Source organism: Antarcticibacterium sp. 1MA-6-2 (assembly GCF_021535135.1).
Lineage (GTDB): Bacteria > Bacteroidota > Bacteroidia > Flavobacteriales > Flavobacteriaceae > Gillisia.
Genome location: NZ_CP091036.1, coordinates 2,690,648 through 2,714,771 on the forward strand (window position 1 = coordinate 2,690,648; position 24,124 = coordinate 2,714,771).

At 39.7% G+C, this 24,124-nt stretch carries 21 protein-coding genes and 6 pseudogenes; 20 read left to right on the forward strand and 7 right to left on the reverse strand.

Annotated elements, in window-relative coordinates; genetic code table 11:
• Positions 1–187: 187 nt before the first annotated feature.
• The 12 genes and pseudogenes from hemA to LZ575_RS13845 all read left to right on the forward strand — a co-directional run bounded on the left by hemA (position 188) and on the right by LZ575_RS13845 (position 10,512).
• Positions 188–1,440, forward strand: a pseudogene (gene hemA, locus LZ575_RS13790) (glutamyl-tRNA reductase).
• Positions 1,440–2,357 (forward strand): annotated as a pseudogene (gene hemC / locus LZ575_RS13795) (hydroxymethylbilane synthase). Before hemA ends, hemC begins: the two co-directional pseudogenes overlap by 1 nt.
• Positions 2,358–2,361: 4 nt before the next feature.
• Positions 2,362–3,054, forward strand: a complete 693-nt coding sequence (locus tag LZ575_RS13800) for a uroporphyrinogen-III synthase (protein ID WP_235325065.1) — start codon at positions 2,362–2,364, stop codon at positions 3,052–3,054.
• A 1-nt stretch (position 3,055) separates the two neighbouring features.
• Positions 3,056–4,159, forward strand: a complete 1,104-nt coding sequence (hemE, locus tag LZ575_RS13805) for a uroporphyrinogen decarboxylase (RefSeq protein ID WP_235325066.1) — start codon at positions 3,056–3,058, stop codon at positions 4,157–4,159.
• Positions 4,129–4,572: a DUF6973 domain-containing protein gene (locus LZ575_RS13810; RefSeq protein ID WP_235325067.1), complete on the forward strand. Its 444-nt coding sequence runs from the start codon at positions 4,129–4,131 to the stop codon at positions 4,570–4,572. The genes hemE and LZ575_RS13810 overlap by 31 nt, the downstream gene beginning before the upstream one ends.
• 27 nt (positions 4,573–4,599) lie before the next feature.
• The gene (locus LZ575_RS13815) at positions 4,600–4,974 is read left to right on the forward strand and encodes a hypothetical protein (RefSeq protein ID WP_235325068.1); all 375 of its coding nucleotides are present in this window, start codon (positions 4,600–4,602) and stop codon (positions 4,972–4,974) included.
• A 22-nt stretch (positions 4,975–4,996) separates the two neighbouring features.
• The gene (gene hemF, locus LZ575_RS13820; RefSeq protein ID WP_235325069.1) at positions 4,997–5,899 is read left to right on the forward strand and encodes an oxygen-dependent coproporphyrinogen oxidase; all 903 of its coding nucleotides are present in this window, start codon (positions 4,997–4,999) and stop codon (positions 5,897–5,899) included.
• 39 nt (positions 5,900–5,938) lie between these two features.
• Entirely contained in the window at positions 5,939–6,913 is a 975-nt protein-coding gene (gene hemB, locus LZ575_RS13825) for a porphobilinogen synthase (RefSeq protein WP_235325070.1), read from the forward strand.
• A 139-nt stretch (positions 6,914–7,052) separates the two neighbouring features.
• Positions 7,053–8,147 (forward strand): CNNM domain-containing protein, encoded by a 1,095-nt coding sequence (locus tag LZ575_RS13830; protein WP_235325071.1) that lies wholly within the window; start codon positions 7,053–7,055, stop codon positions 8,145–8,147.
• Positions 8,107–8,634: a methylated-DNA--[protein]-cysteine S-methyltransferase gene (locus LZ575_RS13835; protein WP_311195802.1), complete on the forward strand. Its 528-nt coding sequence runs from the start codon at positions 8,107–8,109 to the stop codon at positions 8,632–8,634. The genes LZ575_RS13830 and LZ575_RS13835 overlap by 41 nt, the downstream gene beginning before the upstream one ends.
• Before the next feature lie 13 nt (positions 8,635–8,647).
• A pseudogene (locus LZ575_RS13840) lies at positions 8,648–9,821 on the forward strand (serine hydrolase domain-containing protein).
• Positions 9,799–10,512, forward strand: a complete 714-nt coding sequence (locus tag LZ575_RS13845) for a 3'-5' exonuclease (protein WP_235325072.1) — start codon at positions 9,799–9,801, stop codon at positions 10,510–10,512. The pseudogene LZ575_RS13840 and the gene LZ575_RS13845 overlap by 23 nt, the downstream one beginning before the upstream one ends.
• A 180-nt stretch (positions 10,513–10,692) precedes the next feature.
• Here the strand turns inward: LZ575_RS13845 and LZ575_RS13850 are convergent.
• Together LZ575_RS13850 and LZ575_RS13855 are read right to left on the reverse strand one after the other, a co-directional pair.
• Positions 10,693–12,247: pseudogene (locus LZ575_RS13850) on the reverse strand (aldehyde dehydrogenase family protein).
• A gap of 38 nt (positions 12,248–12,285) precedes the next feature.
• On the reverse strand, positions 12,286–12,852 hold the full coding sequence (locus tag LZ575_RS13855; protein ID WP_235325073.1) for a 3-hydroxyanthranilate 3,4-dioxygenase: 567 nt from the start codon (positions 12,850–12,852) through the stop codon (positions 12,286–12,288).
• Positions 12,853–13,104: 252 nt separating this feature from the next.
• On the opposite strand from LZ575_RS13855, the pseudogene LZ575_RS13860 reads away from it, so the two are divergent.
• Positions 13,105–14,216, forward strand: a pseudogene (locus LZ575_RS13860) (isoaspartyl peptidase/L-asparaginase family protein).
• A gap of 61 nt (positions 14,217–14,277) precedes the next feature.
• On the opposite strand, the gene LZ575_RS13865 reads toward LZ575_RS13860, so the two are convergent.
• The gene (locus tag LZ575_RS13865; protein ID WP_311196085.1) at positions 14,278–15,180 is read right to left on the reverse strand and encodes an IS3 family transposase; all 903 of its coding nucleotides are present in this window, start codon (positions 15,178–15,180) and stop codon (positions 14,278–14,280) included.
• Positions 15,144–15,578, reverse strand: coding sequence for a helix-turn-helix domain-containing protein (locus LZ575_RS13870; protein ID WP_235325074.1), 435 nt, complete (start codon positions 15,576–15,578; stop codon positions 15,144–15,146). The genes LZ575_RS13865 and LZ575_RS13870 overlap by 37 nt, the downstream gene beginning before the upstream one ends.
• Positions 15,579–15,740: 162 nt before the next feature.
• Between LZ575_RS13870 and LZ575_RS13875 the strand changes: the two genes are divergently transcribed.
• The 7 genes and pseudogenes from LZ575_RS13875 to LZ575_RS13900 all read left to right on the forward strand — a co-directional run bounded on the left by LZ575_RS13875 (position 15,741) and on the right by LZ575_RS13900 (position 22,617).
• Complete coding sequence (locus LZ575_RS13875; RefSeq protein WP_235325075.1) at positions 15,741–16,007, forward strand: GbsR/MarR family transcriptional regulator; 267 nt, start codon at positions 15,741–15,743, stop codon at positions 16,005–16,007.
• Between the two features lie 10 nt (positions 16,008–16,017).
• Positions 16,018–16,236 carry a hypothetical protein gene (locus tag LZ575_RS13880; protein ID WP_235325076.1) on the forward strand — a complete coding sequence of 73 codons (219 nt, stop codon included), beginning with the start codon at positions 16,018–16,020 and terminating at the stop codon, positions 16,234–16,236.
• 20 nt (positions 16,237–16,256) lie between these two features.
• Complete coding sequence (locus LZ575_RS23810) at positions 16,257–16,436, forward strand: hypothetical protein (protein ID WP_311195803.1); 180 nt, start codon at positions 16,257–16,259, stop codon at positions 16,434–16,436.
• Positions 16,417–17,373, forward strand: a complete 957-nt coding sequence (locus tag LZ575_RS13885) for an efflux RND transporter periplasmic adaptor subunit (protein WP_311196113.1) — start codon at positions 16,417–16,419, stop codon at positions 17,371–17,373. The genes LZ575_RS23810 and LZ575_RS13885 overlap by 20 nt, the downstream gene beginning before the upstream one ends.
• Before the next feature lie 8 nt (positions 17,374–17,381).
• Positions 17,382–20,529: pseudogene (locus LZ575_RS13890) on the forward strand (efflux RND transporter permease subunit).
• Positions 20,530–20,538: 9 nt separating this feature from the next.
• Positions 20,539–21,939, forward strand: coding sequence for an efflux transporter outer membrane subunit (locus LZ575_RS13895; RefSeq protein ID WP_235325077.1), 1,401 nt, complete (start codon positions 20,539–20,541; stop codon positions 21,937–21,939).
• 81 nt (positions 21,940–22,020) lie between these two features.
• On the forward strand, positions 22,021–22,617 hold the full coding sequence (locus LZ575_RS13900; protein WP_235325078.1) for a phosphatase PAP2 family protein: 597 nt from the start codon (positions 22,021–22,023) through the stop codon (positions 22,615–22,617).
• Positions 22,618–22,816: 199 nt separating this feature from the next.
• On the opposite strand, the gene LZ575_RS13905 is transcribed toward LZ575_RS13900, so the two are convergent.
• From LZ575_RS13905 to LZ575_RS13915, 3 genes are all read right to left on the reverse strand, one after another.
• Positions 22,817–23,098 (reverse strand): GNAT family N-acetyltransferase, encoded by a 282-nt coding sequence (locus LZ575_RS13905; RefSeq protein WP_235325079.1) that lies wholly within the window; start codon positions 23,096–23,098, stop codon positions 22,817–22,819.
• A 289-nt stretch (positions 23,099–23,387) separates the two neighbouring features.
• Positions 23,388–23,594: a hypothetical protein gene (locus LZ575_RS23815; protein ID WP_311195804.1), complete on the reverse strand. Its 207-nt coding sequence runs from the start codon at positions 23,592–23,594 to the stop codon at positions 23,388–23,390.
• Between the two features lie 50 nt (positions 23,595–23,644).
• On the reverse strand, positions 23,645–24,121 hold the full coding sequence (locus LZ575_RS13915) for a CYTH domain-containing protein (protein ID WP_235325080.1): 477 nt from the start codon (positions 24,119–24,121) through the stop codon (positions 23,645–23,647).
• Positions 24,122–24,124: the final 3 nt, after the last annotated feature.

Sequence of the window (24,124 nt, forward strand, 5' to 3'; positions counted from 1 at the left end):
TCATTCTATTTAGAATAAATCTAAACAAGCCTCTGTGAGGCATAGTCAATACTACAAAAGTAGCGATTTTAGGGAAAACGCAGGAGGAAATATGATAATTATCAGGAAACGACACATTTAGTACTTACAGCGTTGTTTTTTAATTTATCAATGTCTTACTTTTGCCAAAGAATTCCTAAATCTGTTCATGGAAAATCATATTTCAAGAGGAAAACATTTTTACAGCATTGGCCTAAGCTATAAGAAAGCCGATGCAGTTACACGTGGACATTTCTCGCTTACAGAAGAAGCAAAGACAAATGTACTGGAACAGGCAAAAGCTGAAGGTATTGAAGGTTTGCTGGTAACGTCTACCTGTAATCGTACCGAATTATACGGATTTGCACAACACCCATTTCAGCTTATAAAATTACTTTGTGAGCACACCCATGGCACTGTAGAAGAATTTGAAAAGGTAGCCTACGTATATAAGAATAAAGAAGCTATATCTCATCTGTTCCGCGTTGGTACGGGTTTAGATAGCCAGATCCTTGGAGATTTTGAAATAATTAGCCAATTAAAGAACGGCTTTCAAAAATCAAAAGCTCACGATATCGCTAATCCTTTTCTTGAAAGACTTGTAAATGCAGTGATCCAGGCAAGTAAACGTATAAAGAACGAGACTCAAATTTCTTCAGGAGCAACCTCAGTAAGTTTTGCTTCTGTTCAGTATATATTAAAGGAAGTAGAAAATGTTTCAGCAAAGAACATTTTGCTTTTTGGTACTAGTAAGATTGGCCGCAATACCTGTGAAAATCTTGTGAAGCACACAAAAAACACTCACATTACCCTTATAAACAGGACCAAGGATAAAGCTGAAAAGATTGCTTAGTAAGTTTAATTTAAGAGTAAAGGATTATACCGATTTGCAGGAAGAAATCCGACAGGCCGATATTCTCATCGTTGCCACTAAGCGCTCAAAATCCCACAATTACAAAAGAATTGATCTACGCAAAAAAAGATCTTCTAATTCTGGATCTTTCTATACCCAAGAACGTTGCAGATGATGTAACTGAGCTTAAAAATGTTAAGCTATTGCATTTAGATCATCTTGCCCAAATGACAGATGAAACTCTTGAACGCAGGAAGCAATCCATCCCACAAGCACAGGAGATCATTGCAGAAGTAGAAGGTGAATTTACCAAGTGGCTTGAAACCAGAAAATTTGCTCCTACTATAAAAGCTTTAAAAAAGAAGCTAAAGACGATGAAGGATGCCGAGCTGGATTTTCAAAGAAAGAAAATCGCGAACTTTAATGATGAGCAGGCAGAGATCGTGAGCAACAGGATCATTCAAAAAATCATGAATCATTTTGCCAACCACCTTAAAGATGATTCTAATACAACAGATGAAAGCCTGGAACTTATCCAGAAGGTTTTTCAGCTGGAAGAAACTCATTAATGAACAGGGTAATAAAAATTGGTACACGGGATAGCGAGCTTGCTCTTTGGCAGGCAAATACTGTTAAAACCGCCCTTGAAAAATTAGGCCACCAGGCTGAGCTCGTGCTTAGTAAAATCTGAAGGTGATCTTAACCTGGACCAACCGCTGTATGAAATGGGAATAACGGGTATTTTTACCAAAACCCTTGATATTGCCATGCTCACTTAAGCAATATTGATATTGCCGTGCATTCCATGAAAGATGTACCTACTTCTCTTCCTAAAGGTATTGTAGAAGCAGCGGTAATTAAAAGAGCAAATACCACGGATATATTACTTCATAAAGGTCTTGATTTCTTAGATTCTGAAGAGGGAATCATTGCTACAGGAAGTCTGCGCCGTAAAGCTCAGTGGTTAAATAGATACCCGGGGCATAGCGTTGTGGATCTCCGCGGAAATGTAAACACCAGGATGAAAAAGCTGAAAGACAGTAATTGGAACGGTGCTATTTTTGCCGCGGCAGGACTGGAGCGTTTAAACCTAAAACCTGAAGATAATTTACCCTTAGGCTGGATGTTGCTTGCTGCTGCACAGGGCGCGATGCTGGTTGTCGCAAAAGAAGAAGATGAATACTGCCGGGAAACGCTTGCAGCTTTAAATCATAAAGAAACCGGGATCTGCGTTCATATAGAGCGGGAATTTCTTAAGTTTCTCGAAGGTGGTTGTACTGCACCAATTGGTGCTTTAGCCACCATTGAAGACCAAACCGTACATTTTTCCGGAGCCTTATTCAGCCTGGACGGAAAGCAGAAAATTGAAGTGCAGAAAAATATTGAGGTGAAATACCTTGATTCCTTTGGTAAAAAATGTGCCGAGGAAGTCCTGAAAAATGGTGGTGTGGATCTAATGAAGGATTTCCGAAAAGTGACAAAATAAAATTATGTCTACTGTACTTTCTACAAAGAAATTAACTCCTTCCCAAAAGCAACTTTTGCTAAACAGCGGTCTGGGATTTGTAGAATATGATGCTATAATAATAGATATTTTGAATTTTACTGCAGAAATAAATCCCGGAGATAACCTCATCATTACCAGTAAAAATGCAGTCAAGGCTCTTCTAAAGAAAAAATCTCCTGATGAGCTTACCGACGTGAAATTCTTTTGCGTGGGAGAAAAAACGTCAGAATTGTTAGAAAGCAGAGGGTTTGGAATTTCTGAAATGGCTAACTACGGGGTAGATCTTGCCCACATTATTATCTCTAATTACAGCAAAAGCTCTTTTACCTATCTCTGCGGAAGTATAAGAAGGGATGAACTTCCTCTCATCCTGAAGGATCATCAGGTGGATCTTAAGGAAGTAGAAGTATATTCAACTTCTCTAAATCTGCAGAAATTTCAGCAGAAATTTGAGGCCGTACTATTTTTCAGCCCCAGCGGAGTTGAAAGTTTTTGTTTTTCAAGTGAACTTAAAAATACTACCGCAATCTGTATAGGAAACACCACAGCTTCAGAAGCAGAAAAACACACAAAAAGTATTTTAATAGCTACCAAACCTACCGTTGAAAACGTAATTGTTCAGGCCGCAAAATTCTTCGGAAAAACTGCTTTAGGCGGTAAGGTTGAAAATATATGATATGATAAAAAATGATCTATTCCTAAAAGCATTAAAAGGAGAAACTGTAGAACGTCCACTAGTTTGGATGATGCGCCAGGCCGGAAGATATTTGCCGGATTTCATGAAATTGAAGGATAAATACGACTTCTTCACCCGTTGTCGCACTCCTGAACTGGCAACCGAAATTACCGTAATGCCAATTCACCAGGTAGGACCTGATGCAGCTATTTTATTCAGCGATATTCTGGTAGTGCCACAGGCAATGAATATTGAAGTTTTAATGAAGCCGGGACTGGGCCCTTTTCTTCCTAATCCTGTACGTACCTCAAATGATGTAGAAAAAGTTATTGTTCCCAATGTTGATGAAACATTAGGTTATGTTCTGGAAGCAATTAAAATGACGAAGAAAGAACTTAATGATGAGGTTCCTTTAATTGGCTTTGCGGGATCTCCGTGGACAATTTTATGTTACGCTGTACAGGGACAGGGTTCTAAAAATTTTGACATCGCTAAGAAATTCTGTTTTACAAATCCTAAAGCAGCTCACGAACTTCTTCAGAAAATAACAGATACCACTATAGCATATTTAAAAGCAAAAGTAGCTGCCGGAGTAGACGCTGTACAGGTTTTTGATTCCTGGGGCGGAATGCTTTCCCCTACAGATTATCACATATTCTCGTGGCAATATATTCAGCAGATCATTGATGCATTAAAAGATGACATTCCTGTAATTGCTTTTGGGAAAGGCTGCTGGTTTGCCTACCGGGAAATGGCACAATCTGGAGCTTCGGCATTAGGAGTAGACTGGACTTGTTCTGCAAGAAATGCACGATACTTAACTGGAGGGGACATTACTCTACAGGGGAATTTTGATCCTGCCAGGTTGTATTCTCCACCTTCAGAAATAAGAAAAATGGTGCATCAAATGATAGATGAGTTTGGTAAGGATCGTTACATAGTAAACCTTGGCCACGGAATTTTACCCGACATTCCTGTAGAAAACGCCAGAGCCTTTGTTGACGCAGTGAAGGAATACTCAAGCCCCGATAAATGGCGATCGGGTCCGGGCTTAGAAGCCTTAGTTTTCGGCAATTGTTCAGGCTGTCGGGAATTTTTCTTCTAAAACCTCGTTACCTTATTCCCTCCTATAAAACCACAAAGGAAACAATTGTTCTTTGTAATAACCTTTTCGGTTATCAACATCATAGCAACAACAGGACTAACGCATTTCGCCACGCGCTCTGGAATTTTAAATTATGCCAGAGATGTTTAAAAACCGCAGGTTCTTCTGAAAAATCAGCTGTCTGGGCAAAAACTATAACCGATTTACACGAAGAACTTTTGCCGAATGACGAGCTTTGTAATCAAATGGATCTTCACAATAATAGAATAGGTCGGGATCTGTTCAGAAAATTTTCGGAAATTAATTTTGACGTTATTTCCCATCTCATGCAAATGATGGAAACTGCAGAAAAGGTCGAAAATATAAAACAAGTAAAAGAAGCTGGTTCTAAACTAATATTCACCGAAAACTGAAATTTTTGAACGCTAAAATTTTATACGATGCTAAGTAAAGGTTTAAGAGACGAAGAGAAAGAAAAGGTGAGCGAAGTTTTTAACAGACTTTTAGAAATGCCTTTTGTACCCGAGCTTTGGGAAAGTCAGCAGAAACAACAGGTAAGTAAAAAATTGAAAGAAATTTTAGATCTGGCTCTTGGTGAGATAGAAACAATTTCTAATGAAGAATTTTGCCTTCGAATAAAAGAGGCAAACCTGGAGTTTAATCAATATGAACAGTTTGGGGATCTTCTACTTAAAACAGCAGAGGTTGAAGAGGAAGAAAATATATCTTTTCTGGCAGAGCGTGCAGGAGCAGTTTATCAATTAGCACAGCAGGAGAGCAAAAATCTTCTCATTTATTTTAATGCAGAAAATTAAAATGGCTAAAGATCTTGAATAAATGAAAGAGAAATTTTACAAGTATATCGAAAATTTACAAGATAAAATCACATCCACTTTAGAAGCAATAGATGGAAAAGCCATTTTTAAAGAAGATCTATGGGAACGACATGATGGCGGTGGTGGAAGAACCCGTGTGATAGAAAATGGTGATGTCTTTGAAAAAGGCGGCGTAAATATATCTGCTGTTCATGGAGAACTGGCCCCTGCTATGCAAAAATACTTTAATGTAGGGGATGTAGATTTCTTTGCCTGTGGTTTAAGCTTGGTTTTACATCCTAAAAATCCTATGGTGCCAACAGTACATGCCAACTGGAGATATTTCGAAATGTATGACAAAAATGGAAATACCATTGATCAATGGTTTGGCGGCGGGCAGGATCTAACTCCGTACTATCTTTTTGAACAGGATGCCATACACTTCCATAGTATATGTCAAAGAGCCTGTAATAACCATAATGCAGAATTTTATCAGAAATATAAAAAGCAATGTGACGAATATTTTTGGAACACGCACCGAAATGAGGCGCGAGGGATTGGGGGATTATTTTTTGATTATTGTAAGCCTACAGAAGAAACAACTATAGAAAACTGGTACAACTTTGTGACTGAAGTTGGAGATAGTTTTTTGGAAGCCTACGTTCCAATAGTAGAAAAGAGAAAAAATCTGGAATACTCCAGGGAACAGCGTGACTGGCAGGAAATAAGGCGTGGCCGATATGTAGAATTTAACCTGGTTCACGACAAAGGCACCCTTTTCGGATTAAAAACAAATGGAAGAATAGAAAGTATTTTGATGAGCCTTCCCCCGCATGTGCAATGGGTTTACGATCATCACCCGCAGCCGGGCAGCGAAGAAATAAAATTATTAAAGGTTTTGGAAAATCCAAGAGATTGGGTTTAAAGCAGAGGAATCTAAAACCTAAATTTTTAAAATAAGATTATGTACCCATTAAGAAGAAACAGAAGATTAAGAACAGGAGAAGCAATACGTTCGCTGGTGAGGGAAACAGCTGTTACTCCAAATGATTTCCTGGTACCAATATTTGTGGTAGAAGGAAAAAATGTAAAGGAAGAGATTTCTTCAATGCCAAATTATTTTCGTTACAGCCTTGACTTACTGGAGAAAGAAGTAAAGGAACTTTGGAACCTTGGATTAAAATCGGTTCTTCTGTTTGTGAAGGTTCCAAATGAATTAAAGGATAATGCAGGAACTGAGGCTATAAATCCGGAAGGATTAATGCAAAGAGCTGTGAAAACTGTAAAAAATGCAGTTCCGGAAATGCTGGTAATGACAGACGTTGCCCTGGATCCATATTCTTCCTATGGACACGACGGAGTTGTTGCAGATGGAAAGATCCTCAATGACGACACTACAGCAATACTGGCTGAAATGTCTTTATCTCATGCCAAAGCGGGAGCCGATTTTGTAGCTCCCAGCGATATGATGGATGGTAGGATCTTTGAAATCCGCAGCCTATTGGAAGATGAAGGTTTCTATGACACCGGGATAATGAGCTACAGTGCGAAATATGCATCTGCCTTTTACGGACCTTTTCGTGATGCTTTGGATTCTGCTCCGGGTTTTGGAGATAAGAAGACTTATCAAATGGATCCTGCCAATCGTGATGAAGCGATAAAGGAAACACTTATGGATATTGAAGAAGGAGCAGATATTGTTATGGTAAAACCGGGACTTTGCTACCTGGACATCGTGAGGGATATTAAGAATACGGTAAATGTGCCTGTTGCTGTTTACCAGGTAAGCGGGGAATATGCAATGATAAAAGCAGCTGCTGAAAAAGGATGGTTAAATCATGATGCCGTTGTACTTGAACAGCTTATGGCAATAAAACGCGCCGGAGCAAATATGATCGCGAGTTACTTTGCAAAAGATGCCGTAAAATTAATTTCTTAGAAGCAACTTAAATAATTTTAAAGCCCTAGAAAGGCCGCTGAAGTTAATATTTCTGCGGCTTTCTTCATAAAGGCTTTACCACTTCTTTGGGATTATTTCCATTTATATTACTTAATTTAGTGTTCCACAAAATATTTTCATGGGACTACTAATTTTATACGCCTTTCTCTCCATCTTTTTCTCATTCCTGTGTTCAATTCTGGAAGCTGCATTTTTAAGCTTTACTCCCACTTTTATAAAAATGAAAATCAGGGAGGGAAAACCTTATGCGGAGACGTTGTCTCAATTAAAACAGGATGTGGACAAACCTCTAATTGCTATTTTGACCGTCAACACAATAGCTCACACTGTAGGTGCTATAATGGTGGGTGTTCAGGCTGAAAAAGCTTTTGGCGACAGTGGAAATCAGGTGGGAATAGTTTCCGCAGTTATGACCCTGGCCATCCTTGTTCTTTCAGAAATAATTCCGAAAACAATTGGTGCCACTTATTGGCAGTCCCTGGGTAACTTTACAGCTAAAACTCTTAGAATCCTCATATTTCCATTAAAGTATACTGGAATTCTCTGGCTTATGTTACTTACCACAAAAGCTATAGGAAAATCTGCTCACGTGGGAACAATGAGTAAAGAAGAATTCCTGGCACTTACTCATACCGCTGAAGAGGAAGGAGTTTTCGAAGAAAGCGAAACTACTGTTATTAAAAATTTACTGGTGTTTAAATCTGTAGAGGCAAAGGATATTATGACCCCTTTTTCTGTTGCAGTTACTGAAGATGAAAATACATCTATTGAAGAATTTCACCAAACACATAAGAACCTGAAATTTTCAAGGATCCCGGTGTACACAAAAAATTCTAATGACATTACAGGATTTATCTTAAAAGATGAAGTGCTGGAGGAAATGATAGAGAATAAAGGACCGCAACCCCTTAGTACTCTCCGCCGGGATATTCTAATTATAGATTCGAATAAACCCATTCCTGAACTATTTGAAACCTTTGTACAAAAGCGAGCTCATATAGCTATTGTGGTTGACCAATATGGAAATACTGTAGGGCTTGTGACTATGGAAGATATAATTGAAACCTTACTTGGTCTTGAGATCATGGATGAAAGCGATAACGTGGAAGATATGCAGGTATTAGCACGGCAAAACTGGGAAAAGCGTGCAAAACGGCTGGGTTTATTAAAAGATGAAAAAGATTGTAAGCAATCTTCTGAAAACCAGCTTTAATTCGCCCCTGGGTTTAGTAGAAATTGAGGGAGATTCCTTCGGAATTTCAAAAATTCAGGTGCGGGAAGGTGAAGTTGTTTCCGAAAATCAAGAAACTCCTGTAGAACTGGAGCAAGCTGTTCTCCAATTCAAAGAATATTTTGCCGGGGAACGGAAACATTTTTCACTAAAGCTTAATCCTTCAGGCACTGATTTTCAAAAGAAAATATGGCTCGCTCTACAGGAAATTCCTTTTGGAACTACCTGCTCCTACCTTCAGCTTTCAAAAAAAATTGGTGACATAAAAGCAATTAGAGCTGTTGCCGCTGCCAATGGGAAAAATCCTCTTTGGATCGTAGTTCCCTGCCACCGGGTTATTGGTACTGATGGCTCTCTTCTAGGCTATGCCGGAGGGTTGTGGCGAAAAAAATGGCTTTTGGAACATAGAAAATCCTACAACACAACAGACTCTTTTTTAAACCCTTTCGAATATAAAATAAAGATTTGAAGATTCTATTTCTATGAGAAAAGTCGCGAAATTCCTAAGTATAGTTCTCTCCATCTTTATTCTATTCGTGATTTTCCTGTTTGCTTTTGATTACGATTACATTCTTCGGGGACTACAGGTTGTATACCTTAAAGGCCACACTACTGCTTATATAGATGATTATCCTGAATTTGACAACAGAAAAATAGAAGCAGGAGAAAAGCATCAAGCATGGCCACTTCACTCCGAATACAATACTGCTACGGCCACAGAAGATTTAAAGAGCATTAACAACGAATTAGGTACTGTAGCCTTTCTCATCATAAAAAATGACAGTATCTGGTATGAAAATTATGCAGAAGGTTACGGAAAAAACAGCCTTACCAATTCGTTTTCCATGGCGAAATCTATTACAACTGCACTTCTTGGAAAAGCAATCCAGGATGGTTATGTAAAAAGCCTGGAGCAGCTAGGTTTCCGATTTCCTTCCCCAGTTTCGGTCCTCTTATGAATCACCCTTAACTGTAGGAGATCTAAGTTCAATGTCCTCGGGTCTTAACTGGAATGAAGATTATTACAATCCCTTTGCTCAAACTGCCAGGGCCTATTTTGATGATGATATACGAGAAGTGGTATTAGATTTGGAAATTACCCGGGAGCCCGGACAGGAATTTAAATACCTAAGCGGTAATACTTTAATGTTGGGAATGATCCTGGAAAAAGCAACAGGAAAAACGCTTTCTCAATACCTCAGTGAAAGTTTCTGGAAACCTATGGGTATGAGAAATGATGCGCTGTGGCAATTGGACAGTGAGGAAAGCGGACTCGAAAAAGCTTATTGTTGTATTGCTTCCAATGCCCGTGATTTTGCCCGCTTAGGAAAACTTTTTAAACATAACGGAAACTGGGATGGGAAGCAGTTACTTGATTCTGCTTTTGTACAAAAGGCAATCCATCCACGCTTTGAAGATTCCCCGGAATATGGATATGGTTTCTGGTTGAGTAATTACAGAGATAAAGAGATTTTTTATATGCGGGGAGTATTGGGCCAATACGTAATTGTTATTCCTGAAGATGATCTTATAATTGTGCGCCTTGGACATAATTTGAAAAAGAGAAAACCCGAAGAGGACCATTCCCCGGACTTTTTTAATTATATTGATGAAACCTATAAAATGCTGAAAGATGCTGAGCAAGATCAATCTTGAACATATACTATTTCTGGACATAGAAACAGTCCCGGAAGAAAAGCATTTTCAAAATTTACCTGAAGAGAAGAAGAAGCTTTGGGAGGAGAAAACCCACTACCAGCGCAAAGAAGATTTTACTGCCGAAGAATTTTATGACAAGGCTGGCATCTGGGCAGAATTTGGAAAGATCATCTGCATCTCTGTAGGATATTTTAAAAAGAAAGATGACAAAAGAACTTTTAGAGTTACTACCTTCCAGGGAACCGAAGAAAAACTTCTCAGGGATTTTTCTCATTTGGTAGAAGCTCATTTTTACAAACCTCATCACTTATTGTGCGCCCACAATGGAAAAGAATTTGATTTCCCGTACATAGCAAGAAGGCTGTTAATCCACAATCTCCCTCTTCCCGTAAAACTAGATATGTTTGGACGAAAACCCTGGGAAGTCCCTCATCTGGATACTATGGAGCTATGGAAATTTGGAGATTATAAACACTACACCTCCCTTAAATTATTAACTAATGTCCTTAATATTCCTTCTCCTAAAGAAGATATTGATGGAACTGACGTGAGAAATGTATATTACATCGACAGGCAGTTGGGCAGGATTGTAAGTTATTGCGAACGGGATGTCGTGGCTATAGCTCAGGTAGTTCTGAGAATGAGACAGGAAGATCTTTTAACTGATGCTGAAATTATTACTGTCTAAAATTAAGCTGTCTAAAAGCTGCTCCATTGTCATGCCAATTTTGTTTAGAATTTATCGGATGACTATAGAACAAAAAAACCTAAACAAGTCTGCTTAAGTAAATCTATGCCTGTTTAGGTTGATGTAAATATAAGAAGTATTCATCACCTCCCCTTTAGGATGGGCGAAGGGAAACTTCTCCTATAAATCAAATTTTATCCCTTGTGCCAGGGGCAACTCGGTAGTATAATTAATTGTGTTTGTTTGTCTTCTCATATAGACTTTCCACGCATCGGACCCTGATTCACGTCCTCCACCTGTTTCTTTCTCACCCCCAAAGGCGCCACCAATCTCAGCTCCACTTGTTCCTATATTCACATTGGCAATACCACAATCTGATCCTGCTACAGATAAGAATCTCTCTGCTTCCCGGAGATTATTGGTCATTATAGCCGAAGATAATCCCTGTTTCACTCCATTCTGAAGTTCCAGAGCATTTTCGAGGTCACCCGAATATTTCAGCAGGTAAAGAACTAAGTGCAAAAGTTTCGTGCTGTACAATTTCAAAATGATTTTCAGCTTCAGCAATTGCCAGTTTTACATAGCAACCGCTTTCAAAGCCTTCACCTTCTAAGACTCCACCTTCTACTATTACTTTTCCTCCCTCTTCTACTACCTTCTTCAGGGCATTTTGATAATTTTTTACTGCATCTTTATCAATTAATGGACCTACATGATTTTTTTCATCAAGAGGATTGCCGATTCTCAGTTGCTTGTAAGCTGTAACCACGGCCTCTTTTACCTTATCATAAATTGATTCGTGGATAATTAATCTACGGGTAGAAGTACATCTTTGTCCTGCAGTACCAACTGCCCCAAACACAGCCCCAATTACAGTCATTTTTATATCTGCATCGGGAGTCACAATAATTGCATTATTACCTCCTAATTCCAGTAAGGATTTCCCAAGTCTTTCACCCACTTTTCCTGCCACTATCTTTCCCATTCTGGTAGAACTAGTAGCCGATATAAGTGGAATACGCGTATCTGTTGTCATCATTTCGCCAACCTTATAATCTCCGGTTATGAGACAGGAAATTCCTTCCGGCACATTATTTTCAGCAAACACCCGGGCGGCTATTTTTTGACAGGCAACAGAAGTTACAGGGGTTTTTTCAGATCCTTTCCAAACACAGGCATCTCCACACACCCATGCAAGAGCCGTGTTCCAGGACCAGACTGCTACAGGAAAATTAAATGCAGAAATAATTCCTACTACTCCCAGCGGGTGGTACTGTTCATACATCCTGTGACCAGGTCTTTCCGAATGCATTGTAAGGCCATGTAATTGTCTTGATAACCCAACTGCAAAATCACAGATATCTATCATTTCCTGTACTTCCCCCAAACCTTCCTGGTAAGACTTGCCCATTTCATATGAAACAAGTTTCCCCAACGGCTCTTTCAGCCTTCGCAGTTCATCATTAAATTTTCTTACTATTTCTCCTCTTTGGGGAGAAGGCATTTGTCTCCAGGTTTTAAAACCTTCAGTAGCTGCCTGCATCACCTTTTCAAAATCCTCAGCTGTAGTCGCACGAACTTTTCCAACTAATGCTCCGTCTACAGGAGAATAAGATTCTATTATTTCTCCACTGCTAAAAAAGCTATTTCCGGTAGAGGTTCCATCATTAATTTCTTCAATACCAAGATCTTTTAACGCTTGTTTTATGCCAAATTTTTCTGCAATATCACTCATTAATTTTTTCTTTATTTTAAATGTTTTTTCAATTTTGATTAAGATTCACGGCTTGTATTTACGCCGGGGACAGGAGCAACGAATTTTTCATCTGCCTCCATTAATTTTCCACACTTATCGCAAGTCCTTAGCTCCTTGCTCTGGTAAAAATGCTTGAAGTGTTTCAAAAAATCCTCTTCAATATTGTTTAAAGGGAAATAGACCTCATATAATTTGTTGTTACAATTATCACAAAACCACAACAGGCCATCCTCTCCCTGTTCTCCAACTCTTTTTCGTTCTACTACTATCCCTATGGAACCTTCACCTCTTACAGGAGAATGGGGTACTTTACCCGGGTGTAGATACATATCTCCCGGTCCCAGCTCCATGGTTTTCTTCTCCCCGTTTTCCTGGACGTGGACCTTTATATGGCCTTCGAGCTGATAGAATAATTCTTCAGTTTCATTATAGTGGTAATCTTTTCTAGCATTGGGTCCTCCCACTACCATGATTATATAATCTTCAGACTCTTTATAGACGTTTTTATTTCCAACAGGAGGTTTTAAAAGATCCCTGTTCTGCTCAATCCACTTATTTAAATTAAAGGGTTTATTAATAGCCATACATGTTTATTTTTCTGCTGCTTAAAATTAAGCATTCTCATCCAGAAACTGGGCGGGATCTTACAATGATTTGGGGATGAGATCTGGCATCATCCTGTTATTCCCTGGAAGTTTTCGCATCGCATCTGTGGAACTGTCGGCTTTCTGCTGCTCTTGCTCACATCAGGATATCATTATTCCTCCCAAATAATACTTTCCCTGCTATTCTTTATTTTCTTATTTTTAAATCTTCAATTCAAGTTGAACTTACCTATGAAAAAAATTCTTCTTCTCCTCTCTATGGGAGTGGCCATTTCCTGCAATCAGGCATCTGTTGACAAAAAGCCAATTGGTGAAACTCCAAAAGAACCGATCTCAGATCAGGTACAGGGGGACAACTTTGGAATTGTTATTCACGGTGGTGCTTAAGTACCATTCTAAAAGAAAATATGACCGACTCACTTGAGCTGGCTTATAAAGAGGTGCTGGAGCAGGCGATAAGAACAGGTCACGAAATTTTGGCAAACGGGGGTACAGCTATAGAAGCTGTTCAAAGAACTATTAATATCATGGAAGATTCGCCGCTCTTCAATGCAGGAAAGGGTGCAGTTTTTACTAATGAAGAAACTAACGAACTCGATGCAGCGATAATGGATGGAGAAACTCTAAATGCGGGTGCCATAGCAGGAGTCACCACGGTAAAAAATCCTATTAATCTCGCTTATGAAGTAATGGAAAATTCCCCTCACGTTTTACTTTCGGGTAAGGGAGCAGAAAAATTTGCCGGGGAAAGAGGCTTAGAAATTGTTGAACCATCATACTTCTATGATGAAAGCAGATTTCAATCCCTGCAACGAATAAAAGAATCAGAAGAAAGTGAGTCAGAAATTGATACTACAACAACTGCATTTTATGATCCTTTAATTAAAGATTCGAAATTTGGAACTGTGGGTGCGGTAGCTCTGGACAAAAATGGCAATGTTGCTGCAGGTACTTCAACAGGTGGAATGACAAATAAAAAATGGAACCGTATAGGCGATGTTCCAATCATAGGAGCGGGAACTTATGCCAATAACGCCACATGTGCAGTTTCTGCTACGGGGTGGGGTGAATACTTTATTCGCGGGGTCGTGGCGTATGATATTTCAGCTATGATGGAATACCGAAAGATGAGCCTGGAAAAAGCAGCAGCCAGGGTGATTCAGGAAAAACTAACCCAACTGGGTGGAGAAGGAGGTATAATTGCCATTGACGGAAAAGGGAATATTGCGATGGAATTTAATTCCGCAGGAATGTATCGGGCGGCGATGAACAGAAAAGGAGAGTTAACTTTAGGAATATATAAGGAAAATGAAGGTGTAGAGGAAGTTCCGGCAGCAGAATAAAATTCAGAACTGTCTAGTCCTAAATGAGCGATACAGATTATTAAGGATTAAAATTAATTATTTAAAGCTGAACGATGATCTCATTGTTCAGCTTTTTTGATTTGTACTGTTTTCTTTTTAGGACTAATTGTTGATGCATTTGATGTGGAGTTAGCATATGGTTTGACAGGTGTGGCCTTAAATGGTTGTAAATTTTTATTGCTTCATCTATTAGCTTTTTTCTTGTTGTGAGGTCAGTATCGTATTTTGCAATATGGAATTCCTGCTTTAATATTCCATTTATCCGCTCGGCAATGGCATTTTCATAGGGATCATACTTCTCAGTCATACTTGGTTTAATATTGTTTTTATCCAGTACCTTTTGATAGTCGTTGGAACAGTATTGGAGGCCCCTGTCGGAGTGGTGTATCAAAGGTTGGTCGCTATAGCATCTGTTTTTGACTGCCATCTCCATAGCTCTTATTGATCCTGACACATCCAAACTATTCGATACGTCGTGCCCCATTACAACTTTCGAGTAAGCATCTGTGACCAGTGCCAGGTATGCAGGATTCCTCCTATTGCCCACATAAGTAATATCACTTACCAAAACCTGTTCTGGCCTATTTATTTCTGTGGCACACAATAGGTTTTTGTGCTTTCTAAATCTATGGTGCGAGTCTGTGGTGATGTGATAGCTTCTCCTGGATTTTATCAGCATATGGTTTGCCCTAAGAATTCTAAAAAGTTTGTCACGTCCTACTTTCAAAGGAACAAGTTCTTCTTTAAGGATATGGTACAGCTTCTTGCTACCTAGCCTGGGCATCAGTATTCTTACGGGCCGCACCAAGGCAATTACCTTTTGTGCCACTTCCTGTTTTTCAATGGTAGATCTAATGGATCTGTAATATACCTGTCTACTTACCCCGAGTAAATCACAGGAAGAAACTATTGTTTCTTTGTGTTCTTCTTTGAAGTGGTCGATAACCCGGGCGTGTAATTTTTTCTGATCTGGATGTCATATTCTTTCTCGGCCATATCTACCAGCATATCGAAGATAATGACTTTCTTATCTGCTCGCTCGGCAAGATGCTCCGCCCTTGCCTTCTGTTTCTCCAGCAGTTTGACTTTGGCCTCTAGCTCAAGGATTCTTTGTTCAGGTGTTTTTGCCACAATAGTTCCAGATTGATTCTCCCAATCAAAGTTACCATATTTTCTGAGCCATTCCCTAATTGTTGATTTAGCTTGAATCCCATATTTATGACAAGCTTCTGTCCTGCCTAGTTGACCAAATTCAATTTCCTGGACAACTTGTAACTTAAAAGAAACAGAGTAATCTTTTTGGGTACGCTTGATATACCCTTTGCTCGCTGATGTTTTCATTACACTAGATTTTTAGTGTATCGCTATTTCAGGACAGGACAAACTAAATAAAAAAACCCTTCCGAAGACTTCGGAAGGGTTTTTTTATTTAACAATAAATTAAGTTTGTTTAGTTCGGTAAAATAAGAACTAGAACTATTTTTGCGCCTTCAAATAATACAGATGACGGAAGGGCTGGAAAAGCAGAAAATGGAACTAATTGAACAGTTGGGGGTTCAGCTGGAAAACGATAACCTGGCACCTTTGGCTGCGAGAGTGATGGCGACCCTTATTTTAAATGGGAAACAGGGAGTAACTTTTGAGAAGCTTGTAAACGAGCTTAATGCCAGTAAAAGCACTATCTCAACTCACCTGGAGCAACTGCAGGTGACGAATAAAATTAAGTATTTCACCAAACCTAAGCGAAAGAAAGAGATATTTTATAATTAATCCCGATCTAATGCTGAATGTCATTGATGAAATGATTGCAAAATGGGAAACCGAAACTAAGATCCACAAGAAAATTCTCAGTTATAAAAAAAAGCACAACGATGTATGTCAACGAAGGGAGGAATTCAAGTTTGATCTTGAATTTCAGGAAGATTTCCTCACCTTTTTAAAAGAAGCGACAACAGCAATTAAAAAATTAAAGACTAAGATCAACCAAAGAAACAGCTAACACCCAGAATGATTAATAAGATGAGAACATTAAGTTATGTAGGTTTTATAATAAGTTCATTCCTTTTCCTGTCTTGCCAGGAAGGGAATCAACAACAACAAGCTCAGGGTCCTGCGCCCTATCCGGTAATTGAAGTTCCTGTAAGAACAGTGACTAAGCTACACCAGTTACCCTGTCACTCTGGAAGGAACAGTAAGTAGTGCTGTTCGTGCAAAAACATCAGGTTATATTACAGATGTTTTAGTAGATGAGGGAGAAAAAGTACGCAAAGGACAAACTCTTTTTAAGCTGGAAACTCAATCTCTTTCTCAGGAAGTCGGTGCAGCGCGTGCAAACGTAAACGCCGCACAGGTAGAGGTTGATAAATTAAAACCTTTAGTTGAAAAGGGTATTATTAGCTCTGTTCAGCTTCAAACTGCAGAGGCACGTCTCGCTCAGGCCAAGGCTGGTTTAAGTGGTATCAATGCTAACATTGGGTATGCAACAATTAAAAGTCCTGTAGATGGTTACGTGGGGGCCATAAATTTTAGAGAAGGAGCCCTTATTAGCCCTGCGGATCCTTCCCCCTTGACCACAGTTTCAGATATAGATGAAGTTTATGCTTTCTTTTCTTTAAATGAACGGGATTACCTCAATTTCATTCAGAATGCTGAAGGGGAAAATATACAGGAGAAGATTGAAAACTTCCCTCCTGTTCAACTTGAGCTTGTGAACGGGGAAAATTATTCAGAAGAAGGAGAAATTCAAACCGTCACGGGTATTGTTGACCGCTCCACGGGTACAGTAGGTTTTCGCGCAATGTTCCCGAACCCAAACGGCATCCTGGCAAGTGGAAACAGCGGAACCATAAAAATTCCACAGACGTTTGAGAATGTTCCTGTAGTGCCGGAAGCATCCACATTTGAACAGCAGGGGAAAGTACACGTTTATGTGGTACAGGGAGATACTGTGGCAATTTCCAGGGTTATTACTGTAAGGGACAGGATTGAGAATATTATCGTAGTAGCTTCAGGAATAGAAGAAGGAGAAAAGATCGTCGCCAAAGGAGTTGGTCTCGTAAGAAGTGGAATGGCCATTCAACCTCAACCAGCTTCTTTTGACAGTATCGCTAACACTTTGCAACCAGTATTTAAATAAATCTAAAGATGCTAAAGAAATTTATTGAGAGACCTGTATTATCCACAGTTGTTTCTATAGTTATATTAATCCTGGGAATATTAGGAATTACAACTTTACCTGTTACTCAATATCCCGATATTGCTCCTCCTACTGTACAGGTTAGAGCGAATTTCCCGGGAGCAAATGCACAAACGGTACTGGAAAGTGTGATTATTCCTATTGAGGAACAAATCAATGGGGTGGAAGGAATGACTTATATCACTTCTACTGCAAGTAACAATGGAAGTGCCAGTATTCAAGTATTTTTTGACCAGGGAATAGATCCTGATATTGCTGCAGTGAATGTGCAGAACAGGGTGTCCCGGGCAACTCCCTTACTTCCGCGGGAAGTTACACAGTCTGGAGTAACAACTCAAAAGCAGCAAACCAGTGCGTTAATGTTCCTTACCATGGTTTCTGAAAATGAAGATTATGATGCGACTTTTATTCAGAATTATCTAAACATCAATGTACTTCCAGAACTAAAAAGGATCAACGGGGTTGGAGATGTATCTGTCTTTGGTGCAAAGACCTACGCCATGAGAATCTGGTTACAACCAGAAAAACTTGCTGCCTATAATCTAATTCCTTCTGATGTTACTGCGGCAATTAATGAGCAGAGTCTTGAGGCGGCGGCTGGTTCTTTAGGACAAAATAATGCTGAAGCTTTTGAATATGTAATAAGATACGGCGGTCGCTATAATACTGAAGAAGAATATCAAAATATCATTATTAAGGCTCTGGATAACGGCCAATTCCTGAGACTAAAGGATGTAGCGAAGGTTGAGTTAGATGCCGAAGGTTATAACGTGGTTTCTTTTACTAATGGTCTTCCAGGGGTAAGTATGGCAGTATATCAAACTCCCGGATCTAACGCCCAGGAAATAATTGAAGAAATTCACGAAAAACTGGCAGAACTGGAGCCAAATTTTCCTGCAGGTTTATCTACCTTAATCAACTTTGACAGTAATGAGTTTTTAAATGCGTCTATTGACAAGGTGGTGATGACACTTTTAGAAGCATTTCTCCTGGTGTTTCTCGTGGTTTTTATATTCCTTCAGGACTTTAAGTCTACTTTAATTCCTGCTATTGCTGTACGGTTTCTATCATTGGTACCTTCTTCTTCCTTAATCTATTTGGGTATTCCATTAACCTGCTTACTTTATTTGCACTTGTGCTGGCAATTGGGATTGTGGTAGACGACGCTATAGTTGTGGTTGAGGCTGTGCACGCCAAACTTGAAGAAGGTGCAAAAAATGCAAAAGAAGCGACTATTACTGCGATGAATGAAATAGCAGGAGCTATTATCTCTATTACCCTGGTTATGGGTGCAGTATTCATTCCCGTAACTTTTATCCAGGGTCCAACAGGTGTATTCTACGAACAGTTTGGAGTCACTTTAATAGTTGCAATTGCAATTTCGGCAGTAAACGCCTTAACCTTAAGCCCTGCTCTCGCTGCCCTGTTCCTCAAACCTCACGATGAAAAATCGGAGAAAAAAGGATTCTTGAAGAGGTTCTTTGCAGGATTTAACCGGGGCTTTGAAGCCACAACCAAAAAATATGTGGGTTCACTTGGTTTTCTATACTTAAGCATAAATGGGTTACAGGTTTTATACTTCTTGCCGCTATAGTAGGTATTTTTTGGGCATCGTCTACAACACCTACAGGTTTTGTACCCGATGAAGATCGCGGAATGGTAATGGTAAATGTTTCCTTACCTGCCGGGGCTTCTCTTGACAGGACCGTAGAAATTACTTCAGAATTAAGTGAGAAAGCCAGAAACATTCCCGGTGTTGAAGTAGCTACAATGGTTAATGGCTTCAGCTTAATAGGTGGTGCTAGTAGTAACTATGGCCTTGGTTTTATAAAACTGGCTCCATGGGATGAACGTACAGATGACTCTACATCTATTGATGCCATTATCGGGCAACTTTTCGGGATAGGAGCTGGTATTACCGATGCCGATATCCTGTTCTTCCAGCCCCCGAGCGTTCCGGGATTTGGGGTCTCTTCAGGATTTGAAATGCAAATTTTGGACAAATCTGGAGGCTCTTTTAACGACCTTGATGCCGCCGCACAGAATTACCTGATGGAATTAATGGCACGCCCAGAGATCTTGTATGCATCCACCTCTTTTAATACTAATTATCCACAGTATGAAATTGATCTTAATGTACCTAAGGCAAAGGAGGCAGGAGTTTCTATAAGCAGTATCTTCTCAACTTTACAAGGATATATTGGGAGTGTATATGCTGCCGATTTCGCGAGATTTGGGAAACAGTACCGGGTATTCGTACAGGCAATGCCGGAAGATCGGGCCACTGTAGGGGATCTTAATGCACTCTTTGTACGAAACGCACAGGGTGAAATGGCTCCTATTACAGAATTTGTTGAGTTAAAAAGAGTTTATGGTCCACAGTCTGTAACCCGATTTAACCTGTTTAATGCTGCGGCAGTTAATGGCGCTCCGGCTCCTGGATATTCTTCAGGGGATGCTATTGCGGCCGTACAGGAGGTAGGTACAGGCTCCTTACCTGCAAACTTTGACATTGATTTCTCAGGTCTTACAAGAGAAGAAATTTCCGCAGGAAACCAAACTACTTATATTTTCTTTTTAAGTATCCTCTTTGTTTACTTCATCCTGGCAGCACAATATGAGAGTTATTTACTTCCATTTACAGTACTCTTCTCTCTTCCTGTAGGAGTTATGGGTGCCTATGTCACCACTTCTTTAACAGGATTGCAAAACAATATTTATTTCCAGATTGCATTAATTATGCTACTGGGGCTTCTGGCTAAAAATGCCATTCTTATTGTGGAATTTGCTATTCAACGAAGACGTGCGGGAGTTCCAATTGTAGAGGCTGCTTTCGATGCAGCAAAAGTGAGATTAAGGCCTATTTTAATGACCTCCTTTGCTTTTATTGTTGGTCTATTACCCCTGGTTTTCGCATCGGGTACAGGAGCAGCAGGAAACAGATCTATTGGTACAGGTGCTGTGGGAGGCTTGCTTATTGGAACTATCCTTGGGATATTTATAATCCCAATTCTATACATCCTGTTCCAGTGGCTTCAGGAGAAGATAAGTGGAGAGCCAGAAGCTGCTGTTGTCCGAAGAAATGATCATTTATAAAATTCGAAAATGAAGAAAATTCAGATATATAAATTTTTACTTGTGCCGGGGCTACTGCTGTCATTGCAATCCTGTTTTGTTGCCAAAGAATACGTAAGACCAGAAGCTGTTAACGAGGAATTTTTCATGACCGATCGCCTGCCACAGGACAGCCTGAATATAGCAGAAGTATCGTGGAGGGAAATGTTCAAGGATCCTTTACTTGAAAAGTATATTGAGCAGGGTTTAAACAACAACCTTGATATAAGAAAAGCTCTTCAGCAAATAACAGCAGCTGAAGCTTATGTGAAACAAGGCAAAGCAGGATATCTGCCTACGCTAAACCTCAATGGAGGTGTAAATCACCAGATACTTTCGCAGAATAGCCAATTTGGTTCTTTCTTCAGTGGAAATATCACTCAGTATGAAGCCACCGCAAATCTTTCCTGGGAGGCAGACATCTGGGGAAAAATACGCAGTACCAGTAGAGCATTCCAGGCTTCTTATTTACAATCTGTAGCCGCACATCAGGCAGTAAAAACTGAACTTATTGCTGCCATAGCTTCTACTTACTACCAGCTGGTCACTCTGGATGAGCAGGTAGAAATTACTCGTGTAACAATTGAGAACCGGGAACGCAGCCTTGAAACTATAAAAGCTCTAAAAGAAGCGGGTAATGTGACTGAAGTAGGAGTAAAACAAACTGAGGCACAATTATATCGGGCCCAGGCTGTCCTGATAGATCTGGAAACAAATGTGAAACTACTGGAAAACACTTTCTCTATCCTGCTGGGCACTGCTCCACAACATATTGAAAGGACCACTCTGGACCAACAACGAATTGAAACAGAATTGCGAACAGGAGTGGCCGCAGATCTTTTAAGGAACAGGCCAGATGTTATTGCGGCAGAATATAATCTTATTAACGTCTTTGAACTAACAAATGTGGCACGCAGTAGCTTTTATCCATCCCTGAGATTAACCGCCGGAGGAGGTTTTCAAAGTTTGGATCTTGCTGAGCTTTTTAATGCTAATTCCTTATTTGCTAACCTGGCAGGATCTATTGCCCAACCTGTTTTAAACAGAAGGCAAATTAGAACAGAATTTGAAGTTTCCCAGGCCCAACAGGAAATTGCGTTGCTGGATTTTCAGCAATCACTGTTAACCGCCTCGCGAGAAGTTTCAGACGCGTTATACAATTTTGGAGCTGCTGAAGAAACTATCGAGGTAAAAATTCTTGAATTTGACGCGTATGAACTGGCGACTTCTTATTCAGAAGAGTTACTTAACAATGGCCTCATTAATTACCTTGAAGTTCTTACTGCAAGAGAAAATACTTTAAACGCACAACTTGAGCTGGCAAACGCGCGATTCAACAGGTTGAATGCGATTGTTGAACTTTACCAGGCTTTAGGAGGCGGTTGGCAATAAAAAAATTGATAAGCTTTATTATAACCCCGGAAAAACATTTCCGGGGTTTTTTATTTCCTAATTTTATAAGAAAGAATAGATATGGCTGCACTTTCCGGTCTTTTAAAACGATCACTGTCTTGCCTTGCGATGGGTTTATTGGCAAGGGCTATTTTATTTAAAAAGAAAAATGGAAGAAGTAATTCTTACAGAGATACTTTAAAAAAAGATTTCCAAAATACATTTGGCGCCATTAAAGAAACCTATATATCTCCCCTACAGTGGAAAGAAAAGCAATTTCTCACCGCAGGAGCAGTAACATCTGGCATAGTTATTCTATTTTTATTTGATGAGGAAATAAGCAGGTGGTTTCGAACAAGGGGAGAAAATGTTATTCCAACTTTCAAAGATTTTGGCTGGTACTATGGGAGTCCTGAAAATCACTATGCAATAAATGGCGGTTTCTACCTCTATGGACTCATATTCAAAAACGAAGAAGTTAGAAATACCGGAGTGTTATTAATTTCGGCTTCCTCTGCAGCTGGTCTTTTTCAAACTATAGCTAAAATTGTTATAGGTCGGGCAAGGCCATTAAGAAACGAGGGAACAGCAAGCTTCTCCCCCTTCAGCAAAAAAAATTCATACTATTCTTTTCCTTCAGGACATTCCATCCTGGCTTTTACCACTTCTTATGCATAGGTAGCAGAATCAAAGATCCATTCTTAAAGGGAGTAATTTATTTATTCGGTTCTATTGCACCACTTTCAAGGCTTTGGGCAGGGGCGCATTGGATGACCGATGCTGCCGCAAGCTTGTGTATATGTATACCTTTGGTAAATTCTATTAACAAATACCTCCTGGAAAAGGAACAGAATATATACCAAAAAAGAGGGTAATTCTAAGCCAGAACATCCTCATATTCGGGGGATCTTTGAAGAACCTTTTTTGCATAGGAACATTCGGGAACTATCTTCAAATTATTTTGTCTTGAATACCCGACTGCCTCCTGCACCAATTTTTTGCCCACTCCCTGGCCCTGAAATTCTGGTTCTACCTGGGTGTGCTCGATTATAATTTTACTATCGTTAGTACGGGAGTAGGTCATTTCCCCTGCATCTTTGCCACCATCCTTAGCTTTAAAGATGCCTCTGCCGTCACTATTGTTGTGTTCAATTTTCATAATTTTTATTTTTAAAGAACAACAATTTAATTCTTCGGGCAAGAAATTAACTTAGTTTAACTTACCTCCTTTTGCTGCCCACCAGGGATGAACCTCTACCTCCAGTCTTCCCGCTTTAACCATGGGGTCCAATCTGGCTAAACTATCTGCTTGCTGTTGAGTTGCAGTATTATAGATAACTACTCCCCGAATCTCACCATCATCCCCAAAGGTCCCGGCAAGACTGCTTTAACCTTCCATGTACATTCGGGTTAGATGTGCCATATGCTGCTCCTGAAGCTTCGCGGCTTCAAGGGAATCCTGTCTGTAAGTTAGCCCCCTTTTTCAGAAAAACAATATAATACTGCTGCATCAGGTAAGTAGAATCTCCTTCCTTGTAAGTGAAAGTTTGATATCCTTTTCTCTTTAGCTCTTCGGCCTCTGCTTCTTTACTGGGAGCTTCAACTTCTATTCTGGATTCCGAAGGAATTCCCCTCACTTTTTCTACGCTGTTCACAGGCGCCTACTAAGGCAGCAAGACATACCAAGATGAACGCTTTTTGCATATTATAAATTTTTCCAGTTACAATAAGGATCAAGACAGAGTTGAGAATTGTAATATCGAATATCTCCTGTTACTTCCTCACCCAACCAGGCAGGTTTTTCAAAAGCTGAATCTTCGGTTCCAAGTTCAATCTCAGCTATCGTAAGTCCGGAATTGTCGCCTGTAAATTCGTCCACTTCATAGGTGAACTCCCCAGCTTTTATTAAGTACCTGGTCTTCTCTATTTTTCCCGGCTCACAAAGCAACAATAAATTTTCTGCCTCTTCCACACTAATTTCCTTTTCCCATTCAAAGCGACTTAAACCACTTTTTGAAGATTTACCCTTTACTGTTAAGTATGCATTGTCCCCTCTTAGTCTCACCCTCACAGTTCTTTCAGGATTTGAAGATAAATAGCCTTGTGAAATCTTTTCCTTCTTAAAAGCCTGTTGCTTGTAATCTTCAGATCGTATTAAAAATTTTCGCTCAATCTCTACCATACA

Excerpts from the sequence above, each read along its gene's own strand:
- LZ575_RS13800 (WP_235325065.1), top strand. The coding sequence starts at position 2,362 with ATGTCTACTGTACTTTCTACAAAGAAATTAACTCCTTCCCAAAAGCAA.
- hemE (WP_235325066.1), top strand. The coding sequence starts at position 3,056 with ATGATAAAAAATGATCTATTCCTAAAAGCATTAAAAGGAGAAACTGTA.
- LZ575_RS13815 (WP_235325068.1), top strand. The coding sequence starts at position 4,600 with ATGCTAAGTAAAGGTTTAAGAGACGAAGAGAAAGAAAAGGTGAGCGAA.
- hemF (WP_235325069.1), top strand. The coding sequence starts at position 4,997 with ATGAAAGAGAAATTTTACAAGTATATCGAAAATTTACAAGATAAAATC.
- hemB (WP_235325070.1), top strand. The coding sequence starts at position 5,939 with ATGTACCCATTAAGAAGAAACAGAAGATTAAGAACAGGAGAAGCAATA.
- LZ575_RS13830 (WP_235325071.1), top strand. The coding sequence starts at position 7,053 with ATGGGACTACTAATTTTATACGCCTTTCTCTCCATCTTTTTCTCATTC.
- LZ575_RS13835 (WP_311195802.1), top strand. The coding sequence starts at position 8,107 with ATGAAAAAGATTGTAAGCAATCTTCTGAAAACCAGCTTTAATTCGCCC.
- LZ575_RS13845 (WP_235325072.1), top strand. The coding sequence starts at position 9,799 with ATGCTGAGCAAGATCAATCTTGAACATATACTATTTCTGGACATAGAA.
- LZ575_RS13855 (WP_235325073.1), bottom strand. The coding sequence starts at position 12,852 with ATGGCTATTAATAAACCCTTTAATTTAAATAAGTGGATTGAGCAGAAC.
- LZ575_RS13870 (WP_235325074.1), bottom strand. The coding sequence starts at position 15,578 with ATGAAAACATCAGCGAGCAAAGGGTATATCAAGCGTACCCAAAAAGAT.
- LZ575_RS13875 (WP_235325075.1), top strand. The coding sequence starts at position 15,741 with ATGACGGAAGGGCTGGAAAAGCAGAAAATGGAACTAATTGAACAGTTG.
- LZ575_RS13880 (WP_235325076.1), top strand. The coding sequence starts at position 16,018 with ATGCTGAATGTCATTGATGAAATGATTGCAAAATGGGAAACCGAAACT.
- LZ575_RS23810 (WP_311195803.1), top strand. The coding sequence starts at position 16,257 with ATGAGAACATTAAGTTATGTAGGTTTTATAATAAGTTCATTCCTTTTC.
- LZ575_RS13895 (WP_235325077.1), top strand. The coding sequence starts at position 20,539 with ATGAAGAAAATTCAGATATATAAATTTTTACTTGTGCCGGGGCTACTG.
- LZ575_RS13900 (WP_235325078.1), top strand. The coding sequence starts at position 22,021 with ATGGCTGCACTTTCCGGTCTTTTAAAACGATCACTGTCTTGCCTTGCG.
- LZ575_RS13905 (WP_235325079.1), bottom strand. The coding sequence starts at position 23,098 with ATGAAAATTGAACACAACAATAGTGACGGCAGAGGCATCTTTAAAGCT.
- LZ575_RS13915 (WP_235325080.1), bottom strand. The coding sequence starts at position 24,121 with ATGGTAGAGATTGAGCGAAAATTTTTAATACGATCTGAAGATTACAAG.